The organism is Streptomyces sp. MB09-02B, assembly GCF_033794485.1.
In the GTDB taxonomy this organism is placed as follows: Bacteria; Actinomycetota; Actinomycetes; order Streptomycetales; family Streptomycetaceae; genus Streptomyces.
In genome coordinates, this window is record NZ_JARGEE010000327.1 from 1 (window position 1) to 10,518 (window position 10,518).

The window sequence follows — 10,518 nt, forward strand, 5'->3', positions numbered from 1 at the left end:
CGCTAATGCCGAGCCCCCCGCCACCCGGAAACCGGCAGCGCGAACTTCGCCACCAGCCGGTCGGTGAACGAAGCGTGGTGCAGCCGAGCCAGTCGCACCGGCACAGCCCCCCGCCGGACCTCGACCCGCGCCCCCGGCGGCAGCTCGACGGTCCGCCGCCCGTCGCACCACAGCACTCCCGGCGGAACGTGCGGCAGCACCTCCACCGCCAGCACGGAATTCGGCGACGTCACCAACGGCTTGGCGAACAGCGCGTGCGCGGAGATCGGCACCATCAGCAGCGCCTCGACCTCCGGCCACACCACGGGCCCGCCCGCCGAGAACGCGTACGCCGTCGACCCGGTCGGCGTCGACAGCACAATGCCGTCGCACCCGAACCCGGTCACCGGCCGCCCGTCGATCTCCAGGACGACTTCGAGCAGCTTCTCGGCGCCGGCCTTCTGCACGGCCGCCTCGTTCAGCGCCCAGTCCGTGTGGACGATGTCCCCGTTCTGGTGAACGACGACGTCGACGGTCATCCGCTCCTCGACCTCGTAGGACCTGGTCACCACCCGGTCGACGACCTTGTCGAGGTCGTCCCGCTCGGCCTCCGCGAGGAAGCCGACGCTGCCGAGGTTGACGCCGAGCATCGGCACCCCGGACGCACGGGCGAACTCGGCGCCGCGCAGCAACGTGCCGTCACCGCCGAGGACGATCAGCAGCTCGCACCCGTCGAGGCACTGCGGGGTGGCCTCCTTGACGAGCTCCACCTCCTCCGGCAGCGGGATGTCCTCGGCCTCGTACTCCAGGACGCGCACGACGATGCCGTGGTGCAGCAGCCCCTTGACGACGAGTTCGGCGCTGCGGATCGCCGCCGGCCGCCCGGTGTGGGTGAGCAGGAAGACAGTTCGAGATCGGTCCTGGGTCACCGCGGCCCCTCCGCCACTGCTCGGTCGACGTCGGCCGGGTCCAGCGCGGGTGCACCGGCACGCAGCCACAGAAAGTACTCCACATTGCCCGAGGGACCGGGCAGCGGACTGGCCGTCACACCCTTCACCCCGAGCCCCAGCTCCCCCGCCCGCCGGGCCACCCCGCGCACCGCCTCGGCGCGCAGCTCCGGACTCCTCACGACTCCCCCACTGCCCAGCCGCTCCTTACCCACCTCGAACTGCGGCTTGACCATCATCACCAGATCGGCGTCCGGCTTCACGCACCGCACCAGGGCGGGCAGTACCAGGCCGAGCGGGATGAAGGACAGATCCCCCACGACAAGATCCACAGGCTCCCCATCGATCGCTTCGAGCGTCAACTCGCGTACGTTCGTACGGTCCTTGACGGTGACGCGTTCATCGCTCTGCAAGGTCCACGCGAGTTGTCCGTATCCGACGTCCACGGCGACCACGTGCGCGGCCCCGGCCCGTAGCAGTACGTCGGTGAAACCGCCGGTGGAGGCACCGGCGTCCAGTGCCCGGCGGCCCTTGACGACCAGCCCTCCGGGGACGAAGACCTCCAGGGCGCCCGCGAGCTTGTGGCCGCCCCGGGACACGTACTCGGGGTCGCTGTCGTCGCTCACGACCACGATCGCGGCGGCGGTCTCCACCTGGGTGGCGGACTTCGTCGCGACGGTCTTGCCGACGGTGACCCGGCCGGCGGCGATCAGCTGGCTCGCGTGCTCACGCGACCGCGCGAGCTTCCGCCGGACCAGTTCGGCGTCCAGACGGCGGCGTGCGACTCCTGCCACGGTGGGTTCAGCTCCTGCTTTCGTACGGTCGCGGGGGCGCCGGAGGTCCCGGGCGGGCGTCGAGCGCGGTGAGCGCGTCGCGCAGCCCCCGGTGTACATCCTCGTACACCTCCACATGGCCGTCGGTGGCGAGGTGGTCGGCGTCGGCCAGCCGGTCGAGGCCGGCGTCGACCTCGGGATGGCCGGTGGCGGTGCGGGGCACGTCCAGCGGGGCCGGGGCGGCGGGGTCGTCCTCGGCTTCGACCTCGGCCGCCACCTCCGGAGCCACCGCGTCCGCCTCCGCCACGGCCTCGGGCAAAGAGTCGCTCATGCCCAGACGCTACCGCGAAGCTCTGGGGTACCGTCGATCGCGATGGCAACGATCGATGAGTGCCGCGCCGCGCTCGAAAAGCTCTCGGACACCATGGCAGGCGCCGACGGACAGATACACGAGGCGACGGCCCTCGACCGTTCGGTGAGCTGCCACATCAAGGATCTCGACGTCACCTTCGTGGGCCGGATGCGGGACGGCCGGATCGAGGTGCACGAGACCCTTCAGGGGCCGCCCGCCGAGAAGGCGCAGATCCGGCTCGCGATGACGGGCGACGACCTGGTGGCCCTGGTCGACGGCGAACTGAACTTCGCCAAGGCCTGGGGGTCGGGCCGGGTGAAGCTGGAGGCGGGCTTCCGGGACCTGCTCCAGCTCAGGAAGCTTCTGTAGCGGCCCCCACCTTCTCGGATGCCGCCCTCTCGGGTCCCGCCTTCTCGGATCCGGGCTCCTCGGATCCCGCCTTCTCGGTCCTGGCCACCCCGGCCCGTGCCTGGCGCGCCGCCGGCACCACCAGCGGCGTGCCCGTCTCCGGGTCGTCGATGACCTGGCAGCGCAGCCCGAACACCTCCCCGACCAGCTCGGCGGTGACGATCTCGGAGGGGGCACCCTCGGCGATCACCGAGCCGCCGCGCAGGGCGATGAGGTGGGTGGCGTAGCGGGCGGCGTGGTTGAGGTCGTGCAGCACGGCGACCAGCGTGCGGCCCTGCTCCTCGTGGAGTTCGGCGCACAGGTCGAGCACGTCGATCTGGTGCTGGATGTCGAGGAAGGTGGTCGGCTCGTCGAGCAGCAGCAGCGGGGTCTGCTGGGCGAGCGCCATGGCGATCCAGACCCGCTGGCGCTGGCCGCCGGACAGCTCGTCGACGTAACGGTCGGCCAGCTCGGCGACCCCGGTCGACTCCATGGACTCCCGCACGATCCGCTCGTCCTCGGCCGACCACTGCCGCAGCAGCCCCTGGTGCGGGTACCGACCGCGACCGACGAGGTCGCCGACGGTGATCCCGTCGGGCGCGATCGACGACTGCGGCAGTAGCCCGAGCGTCCGGGCGACCTTCTTCGCGGGCATCGACTGAATGACCTGCCCGTCGAGCAGCACCCGCCCCAGGGACGGCTTCAGCATCCGGGAGAGGGCCCGCAGCAGCGTGGACTTGCCGCAGGCGTTGGGGCCGACGATCACGGTGAACGAGTTGTCGGGAATCTCCACCGACAGCTGCTCGGCGATGACCCGCTGGTCATAGGCCAGGGTGACGTTCTCGGCGGACAGGCGGTTCACGGTGCTCCTCTTGTCGTTCGTGTACGCCGACGCGCTGTCGTTCTCGTGCGTCGCCGACGCACAGTCGTTCTCGTGCGTCGCCGACGCACAGTCGTTCTCGTGCGTCGCCGACGCGCTGTCGTTCACGTTCATATCCGCCCGGCCTTCCGCTCGGTGACGAGCAGCCAGAGCAGATAGACGCCACCGAGTACGCCGGTGACCACACCGACCGGCAGCCGGTCGGCCCCGAAGGCCCGCTGCGAGGCCAGGTCGGCGACGACCAGCAGGGTCGCGCCCATGCACATCGCGGGCACCAGGTTCGGGCCCGGGGAACGGGTCAGCCGCTTGGCGAGCTGGGGCGCGGTGAGGGCGACGAAACTGACCGGCCCGGCGGCGGCGGTGGCCCCGGCGGTGAGCAGCACGGCCGACACCATCAGCAGCAGCCGTACGCGCTCGACGCTCACCCCGAGGGCGTACGACACGTCGTCGCCCATCTCCAGCATCCGCAGCCCGCGCGCGTTGCCGAGCACCAGCGGAACGAGGATCGCGCACATGATCAGCAGCGGCTGGACCTGGGCCCAGTCACGGCCGTCGAGGGAACCGGTCATCCAGACGACCGCGCGGCCCGCGTCGACGAGGTCGGCCTTGGTGATCAGGTAGCCGTTGACCGCCGTGACGATCGCGGAGACACCGATGCCGACCAGCACCAGCCGGTAGCCGTGCACACCCCGCTTCCAGGCCAGTACGTAGATCGCGACGCCGGTGACCAGACCGCCGACGAGCGCCCCCAGGGCCACCTGGTTCGCGCTGCCGGAGAACAGCACGATCACGACCAGGGCCCCGGCGGTGGCGCCCTGGGAGAGGCCGAGCACGTCCGGACTGCCCAGCGGATTGCGGGAGATGGACTGGAACAGCGCCCCACCGAGCCCGAGCGAGGCCCCGACGAGGAGTCCGACCAGGACTCTGGGCAGCCGCAGCTCGTTGACGATGAACTCCTGACCCGCGTCCCCGTTGCCCAGCAGCGTCTTCAGGACGTCGCCGGCGGGGATCGGGAAGTCGCCGGTCCCGATCAGCACGACGCTCGCGGTCAGAGCCGCCATCAGCAGCGTGACGACGACCGTGAACGCCCGCACGTCCAGCCGGACGGACAGGCCGCCGGGCGTGCGGAGCGCGCGGTCGCGCCCGGCGGGCTTGCTCATGACGTGGGTCTCCCTCGTGGCCTGCGTCTTCACAGCTGCGCCGTCCTCCGCCGTCGTACGAGAAAGATGAAGACCGGGCCGCCCAGGATCGCGGTGACGATGCCGACCTGGAGTTCCGCGGGCCGCGCCACCATGCGTCCGAGCACATCGGCGCCGAGCAGCAGCACGGGCGACAGGACGGTCGCGTACGGCAGGATCCAGCGCAGGTCGGGGCCGGTGAAGGACCGCACGACGTGCGGGACCATCAGCCCGACGAAGACGATCGGCCCGCAGGCGGCCGTCGCGGCACCGCACAGCACGGTGGCGGCGGCCATGGAGAGGGCGCGGGTGCGGTTGAGGTTGGCGCCGAGCGCGCGGGCGGTGTCGTCGCCCATGGCCATCGCGTTCAGCGGTCGGGCGAGCAGCAGCGCGACGACCGTGCCGACGGCCAGGAAGGGCAGCACCTGGGTGATGGTCTCGTCGGTCGCCGAGGCCAGCGAACCGACCGTCCAGAAGCGCATCCGGGAGAGCGCAGCGTCATCCATGATCATCACGGCCTGGAGGTAGCCGTAGAGGGCGGCACTGATCGCCGTACCCGCGAGCGCCAGCCGCACCGGCGTCGCCCCCCGACTGCCGCCGAGGAACCAGACCAGCGCCCCGACCACGGCCGCGCCGGCGAACGCGAACCACACGTACCCGCTCAGCGAGGTGACGCCGAAATAGGTGATGGCGGTGACGACGGCCGCGGACGCGCCCGCGTTGATGCCGAGCAGGCCGGGGTCGGCCAGCGGGTTCCGGGTGAGTGCCTGGAGGACGGCGCCGGCCAGCCCGAGCGCGGCTCCCGCGAGCAGTCCGAGCAGCGTGCGCGAGATCCGCTCCCCGACCACGGCGTCACCGTACGTCCCCGTGTCCTCGAACAGGCCGTGCCAGACCTGCTCCAGCGAGAGCTCTTTCGCGCCGATGGCGATACTCGCCAGGGCGACCAGGGCCAGGATCGCCAGGGCCACGAGGAGCCCTACGGCTCGTACCGCCCTGCGGTTCGGGGACGCGGGGACGGTCTCCGCGCTCGGTTCAGGAGGACTGTCGACCAACACCCGGTTAGGTTAGCCTATCCTCCCTTTTCGGCTCGATCGCGTCCCCGAACACCGCACAGCGGCACGTTTGGCGCACGACGGTCTCCCCCTCACAAGCCCAGCCGGGCCAGTGCCTTCCCCCCGTCCAGCTCGCAGGAGCCCTCTCCGGCAGCCGTCCAGGCCGCCGCGCACAACGCCCGCAGCCCGTCCAGGGCCTCGCCCTCACCGTCGAGTTCGAGCCGGTCCGGGCCCGCCGTGGCCGTCCAGCCACCGCAGCGGAAGCCCGCGCCCGCCTCGACGACCTCCGGCTGCCCGGTGAGCATGCCCCGCAGGTCGGCGTCGACATACGTGGGCCGGTGCTGCGGAGGCGCGGCCAGCAACTGCGCGCCGTCGGTCACACCGGTCAGCACCAGCAGCGAGTCGACCTCGCCGTTGAACGCCCCCTCGATGTCCGTGTCCAGCCGGTCCCCGACCACCAACGGCCGCTCGGCGCCGGTCCGCAGGATCGTCTCGCGGTGCATCGGCGGCAGGGGCTTGCCCGCCACCTGCGGCTCGGCGCCGGTCGCGATCCGGACGACCTGCACCGCCGCCCCGTTGCCCGGCGCGATCCCGCGCGCGCTCGGGATCGTCAGGTCGGTGTTGGACGCGAACCACGGCACCCCGCGCGCGATGGCGTAGCAGGCCTCCGCGAACCGCCCCCAGGGCAGGTCGAGGCCGCCGAACCCCTGCACCACGGCCGCCGGATCGTCGTCCGCCGACTCGACCGGTTCGAGACCCCGCTCGCGCAGGGCCACCCGCAGCCCCTCGCCGCCGATGACCAGCACCCGCGCGCCGGCGGGCAGCTGCTCGCTGATCAGCCGGGCCACAGCCTGCGCCGAGGTGATGACGTCTCCTGCCTCGGTCGGTATCCCGAGAGCCGTCAGATGCGCGGCCACCGTGTCGGGCGTCCGCAGCGCGTTGTTGGTCACGTATGCGAGGTGCATACCACCGGCGCGCGCTGTGCTCAGGGACTCCACGGCGTACGCGATCGCACTCCCTCCCGCGTACACCACACCGTCCAGATCGAGCAGAGCCGTGTCGTACGCCTCGCTCAGGGCCTGCCCACTGCCGTCGGGCCGCGTCCTGACTGCCTGGCTCATCGTGCTCCGCTCCTCGCTCGGTCCGACGGTCTCCCGCCCGGCCGCGTCGGACGGCCGTGGGTCAACAATCGGTCAGGTCACTTTCACCGATCATCCCTCACGGCACCGACACCCATACGATGCACCAATGAACTACGCAGGTCCCGCGGAGGAGATCCCGGCGCGCAGCGGCCTCGAACTGACCCCGTTCCGGGGGCTTCGCTACGACCCCGACCGGGTCGGCAGCCTGGCCGCCGTCACATCACCGCCGTACGACGTCGTCGTACGGCCGGACGGTCTGCTCCACCTCGAATCCGCTGATCCCCACAACATCGTCCGCCTGATACTCCCCCAGGCCAGTACCCAGGGCGCCCGTGACGAACAGGCGGCCGACACACTGCGCCGCTGGCTCGCCGACGGCGTCCTCGCCGTCGACGCCGAGCCCGGGCTCTACGTCTACGAGCAGGCGGACGGCAGCATCCTCCAGCGAGGTCTCATAGGTGCCCTGCGCCTGTCCGAGCCCTCCGCCGGCGTGGTCCTCCCCCACGAGGACGTCATCCCCCATGTCATCGCGGACCGAGCGGCCCTGATGCGCGCGACCGGCACCAACCTGGAGCCCCTGCTGCTCACGTACCGGGGGAACGGTGCCAGGGCCGGAGCGACGGCCGTGGTCGAACGCACCACGGAACGCGCCCCGCTCCTCGCCACGACCACGGAGGACGGCTTCGGCCATCGTCTCTGGGCGGTCACCGACCCGGCCGACCTCGCCGAGATCCAGTCGGACCTGGCCCGCCACCAGGCCCTGATAGCCGACGGCCACCACCGCTGGGCGACCTACCTCCGGCTCCGCACGGAGCACCCGTCCCCCAGCCCGTGGGACTACGGCCTGGTCCTGCTCGTCGACACCGCCCGCTACCCCCTGCGCGTGCGCGCGATCCACCGCCTCCTCCACCAACTCCCGCTCTCGAACGCCCTCAGCGCCCTGGACGGCCTGTTCCGCGTACGCCGCCTGGACGCCCCGCTCCCCGAGGCCCTCGAAGCCCTGGCGGACGCGGCCGCCACCGGCAACGCCTTCGTCCTCGCGGGCTCGTCCGACGGAGCCTTCCACCTCGTCGACCGGCCGGACCCGGAACTCCTCGCCCGTACGATCCCCGCCGACCGCCCGGCCGCCTGGCGCACCCTGGACGCGACGGTCCTGCACGCCACCCTCCTCGACCACGTCTGGCGCATCCCCGAGGACTCCCCGGCGCACGTCGCCTACATCCACGACACGGCCGCGACCGTGGAGAAGGCCGAACGCGACGGCGGCACGGCCGTCCTCATGCACCCGGTCCGCGAGGAGGTCGTACGCGACCTGGCCCGCCAGGGCGTCACCATGCCCCGCAAGTCCACGTCGTTCGGCCCCAAGCCGGCGTCGGGGCTGGTCCTGCGCGCACTGGAGTTCTGAGGCGGCGGCTTCCACCGAGGCCGGACATACGAAAGGGCGGGATCCCTGTACGGAATCCCGCCCTTCACGGTCTCTACCGGACGTCAGTCCTTGTCGTCGTCGACGATGACGGCATCCGCGTCGTCCACATCGGCGGGGTCGTCTTCGTCGCCCGCGTCGTCATCGGCGTCGGCGTCCGAGTCCGAGTCGGAGTCGGAGTCGGAGTCGTGGTCCTCGTCGACGAGGATGCCGTCTTCCTTCTGGTCCTCGTCCGCGCCCTCGTCCTCGTCCTCGACGAGGACGTCCATGAACTCGACACCGTCCATCTCCGCCAGCCGGTCCGACGCGTCCGTGCTGCCGTCCTTGTCTGCCTCGACGGCCTTGGCGAACCACTCCCGCGCCTCGCCTTCACGCCCGGCCGCGAGCAACGCGTCGGCGTAGGCGTACCGCAGGCGCGCGGTCCACGGCTGTACGGAGTTGGAGGCCAGCTCGGGGCTCTGCAGCGTCACGATGGCCGCGTCGAGCTGGTCCATGTCACGCCGGGCCCCGGCCGCGACGAGCCGCATCTCGACCTGACCGGCCTTGTCCAGCTTGTGCACCTCGGGGGCCCCAGCCATGTCGAGCGCCTTCTCGGGCCGCCCGAGACCACGCTCGCAGTCGGCCATGACGGGCCACAGCTCGACGTTGCCGGTCATCCGCCGGGCCGCACGGAACTCCGCGAGGGCCTCGCTGTACTTCTGGTTCGCGTACGCGGCGAAGCCGGCCGCTTCCCGCACGGCCGCGACACGGGACGCCAGCCGCAGGGCGACCCTGGAGTAGCCGTACGCCCCCTCGGGGTCCTCGTCGATGAGCCGCGCGACCATCACCAGGTTCTTGGCGACGTCCTCCGCGAGCGTCTTCGGCAGGCTCTGCAGCTCCTGCCGTACGTCCTTGTCGATCTCCTCGCCGGTGACGTCCTCCGGGATCGGCAGCCGCTTGATCGGCTCACGGTCCCGGTCCCGCTCGTCGCGGAAACGCCCACCGCCACGCCGGTCGTCGCCGCCGCGCCGGTCGTCCCGACCACGGAAGCCACCGGGCCGACCGCCACGGTCGTCCCGACGGGGACCACGGCCCCGGTCGTCTCCGCGACGCTCGTCGCGCCCACGGTCGTCGCGGCCACGGAACCCACCGCCGCCGCGCTCACCGCCACGGCTGTCGTCACGACGGAACCCGCCGCCGCGCTGCTCACCGCGGTTGTCGTCGCGGCGGAAGCCACTGCGGTCGTCATCGCGACGGTACGCGGGACGGTCACCCTCACGACGCTCAGGACGAGCGGGGCGGTCGTCCCGACGGTCGTCACGGCGGTCATCGCGACGGAAGGCCGGCCGGTCACCATCTCGGCGATCGTCACGACGGAAGTCATCGCGCCGGTCATCGCGCCGGTCGTCCCGGCGATCGTCGCGCCGGAAGTCCTCACGGCGATCATCACGGCGGAAGGGCGGACGCCCACCGCGGTCGTCGCCACGACGCTCGTCACGGCCGCGGTCGTCACGACGGAACCCGCCGCCGCGCTGCTCACCGCGGTTGTCGTCGCGGCGGAAGCCACCGCGGTCGTCATCGCGACGGTAAGCGGGACGGTCACCCTCACGACGCTCAGGACGAGCCGGGCGGTCGTCCCGACGGAACCCACGGTCCCGGTCGTCACGACGGAAGCCGCCACGATCACCACGGTCCCCGCTGTCACGCCGGTCGTCCCGTCGATCGTCCCTCCGGTCGTCACGGCGGAACACGGGGCGGTCGTCACGGCGGTCATCGCGACGGAAGGCCGGCCGGTCACCGTCCCGGCGATCGTCACGACGGAAGCCACGGTCGCGATCCCGGTCGTCGCGACGAGGTGCCCCGGGGCGGTCGTCGCGGCGGAACGCGGGGCGAGGCCCACGGTCGCCTTCACGCCTGTCGTCACGGCGGTCGTCACGACCACGGAATCCGCCGCCGCCACCACGATTGTCGTCGCGGCGGAAGCCACTGCCACCACGGTCATCGCGGCGGTCGTCGCGACGGAACCCCCCTCGATCGTCACCCCGACGGTCATCGCCCCGACGGTCATCGCCTCGGCGGTCGTCGCTACGCCGGTCGTCCCGCCGGCCGTAACCACCACGGTCGTTGTCACGCCGGTCGTTGTCACGGCGCGGTCCACCGCGATAGCCGCCACGGTCACCACTGTCCCGTCGCCGCTGGTCGCGCTCCGGTCGATCCTCGGGAGAGTTGGTGGACATGGTGACTCCTGTCTTCGGTACTGCAAGCATTCTAGAAACAAAAGGACCCCTGGTCCCAGCTGAACGCTGGGACCAGGGGTCCTTTCCAAAGATTGTTCGGCGGCGTCCTACTCTCCCACAGGGTCCCCCCTGCAGTACCATCGGCGCTGTAAGGCTTAGCTTCCGGGTTCGGAATGTAACCGGGCGTTT

At 71.6% G+C, this 10,518-nt stretch carries 10 protein-coding genes and 1 rRNA gene; 2 read left to right on the top strand and 9 right to left on the bottom strand.

Going from position 1 to position 10,518, the window contains the following annotated elements:
- Positions 1-2: 2 nt before the first annotated feature.
- The 3 genes from P1P70_RS32910 to P1P70_RS32920 are packed head-to-tail and all read right to left on the bottom strand — an operon-like array spanning position 3 to position 2,030.
- The gene (locus tag P1P70_RS32910; RefSeq protein ID WP_319244309.1) at positions 3-908 is read right to left on the bottom strand and encodes an NAD kinase; all 906 of its coding nucleotides are present in this window, start codon (positions 906-908) and stop codon (positions 3-5) included.
- Positions 905-1,720, bottom strand: coding sequence for a TlyA family RNA methyltransferase (locus tag P1P70_RS32915; protein ID WP_319244311.1), 816 nt, complete (start codon positions 1,718-1,720; stop codon positions 905-907). Before P1P70_RS32915 ends, P1P70_RS32910 begins: the two co-directional genes overlap by 4 nt.
- Before the next feature lie 7 nt (positions 1,721-1,727).
- Positions 1,728-2,030: a hypothetical protein gene (locus P1P70_RS32920; protein WP_319244313.1), complete on the bottom strand. Its 303-nt coding sequence runs from the start codon at positions 2,028-2,030 to the stop codon at positions 1,728-1,730.
- Positions 2,031-2,072: 42 nt separating this feature from the next.
- On the opposite strand from P1P70_RS32920, the gene P1P70_RS32925 reads away from it, so the two are divergent.
- The gene (locus P1P70_RS32925) at positions 2,073-2,420 is read left to right on the top strand and encodes an SCP2 sterol-binding domain-containing protein (protein WP_319244315.1); all 348 of its coding nucleotides are present in this window, start codon (positions 2,073-2,075) and stop codon (positions 2,418-2,420) included.
- Here the strand turns inward: P1P70_RS32925 and P1P70_RS32930 are convergent.
- The 4 genes from P1P70_RS32930 to P1P70_RS32945 form a co-directional block, all read right to left on the bottom strand.
- Positions 2,404-3,432, bottom strand: a complete 1,029-nt coding sequence (locus P1P70_RS32930; RefSeq protein WP_413471603.1) for an ABC transporter ATP-binding protein — start codon at positions 3,430-3,432, stop codon at positions 2,404-2,406. The genes P1P70_RS32925 and P1P70_RS32930 overlap by 17 nt on opposite strands.
- Positions 3,429-4,478 (bottom strand): FecCD family ABC transporter permease, encoded by a 1,050-nt coding sequence (locus tag P1P70_RS32935; protein WP_319244317.1) that lies wholly within the window; start codon positions 4,476-4,478, stop codon positions 3,429-3,431. The genes P1P70_RS32930 and P1P70_RS32935 overlap by 4 nt, the downstream gene beginning before the upstream one ends.
- Before the next feature lie 29 nt (positions 4,479-4,507).
- Complete coding sequence (locus P1P70_RS32940) at positions 4,508-5,551, bottom strand: FecCD family ABC transporter permease (protein WP_319244319.1); 1,044 nt, start codon at positions 5,549-5,551, stop codon at positions 4,508-4,510.
- An 89-nt stretch (positions 5,552-5,640) separates the two neighbouring features.
- Positions 5,641-6,669, bottom strand: a complete 1,029-nt coding sequence (locus P1P70_RS32945; RefSeq protein ID WP_319244321.1) for an HAD hydrolase-like protein — start codon at positions 6,667-6,669, stop codon at positions 5,641-5,643.
- 127 nt (positions 6,670-6,796) lie between these two features.
- On the opposite strand from P1P70_RS32945, the gene P1P70_RS32950 reads away from it, so the two are divergent.
- The gene (locus tag P1P70_RS32950; protein WP_319244323.1) at positions 6,797-8,095 is read left to right on the top strand and encodes a DUF1015 domain-containing protein; all 1,299 of its coding nucleotides are present in this window, start codon (positions 6,797-6,799) and stop codon (positions 8,093-8,095) included.
- 83 nt (positions 8,096-8,178) lie between these two features.
- Here P1P70_RS32950 and P1P70_RS32955 read toward each other — a convergent pair whose 3' ends face one another.
- Complete coding sequence (locus P1P70_RS32955; protein ID WP_319244327.1) at positions 8,179-9,045, bottom strand: hypothetical protein; 867 nt, start codon at positions 9,043-9,045, stop codon at positions 8,179-8,181.
- A gap of 1,378 nt (positions 9,046-10,423) precedes the next feature.
- Positions 10,424-10,518: ribosomal RNA gene (gene rrf, locus P1P70_RS32960) — 5S ribosomal RNA — on the bottom strand; the annotation flags it as partial.

Coding starts and splice junctions, on each gene's coding strand:
- P1P70_RS32950 (WP_319244323.1), top strand. CDS start 6,797: ATGAACTACGCAGGTCCCGCGGAGGAGATCCCGGCGCGCAGCGGCCTC.
- P1P70_RS32920 (WP_319244313.1), bottom strand. CDS start 2,030: ATGAGCGACTCTTTGCCCGAGGCCGTGGCGGAGGCGGACGCGGTGGCT.
- P1P70_RS32945 (WP_319244321.1), bottom strand. CDS start 6,669: ATGAGCCAGGCAGTCAGGACGCGGCCCGACGGCAGTGGGCAGGCCCTG.
- P1P70_RS32925 (WP_319244315.1), top strand. CDS start 2,073: ATGGCAACGATCGATGAGTGCCGCGCCGCGCTCGAAAAGCTCTCGGAC.
- P1P70_RS32935 (WP_319244317.1), bottom strand. CDS start 4,478: ATGAGCAAGCCCGCCGGGCGCGACCGCGCGCTCCGCACGCCCGGCGGC.
- P1P70_RS32930 (WP_413471603.1), bottom strand. CDS start 3,432: ATGAACGTGAACGACAGCGCGTCGGCGACGCACGAGAACGACTGTGCG.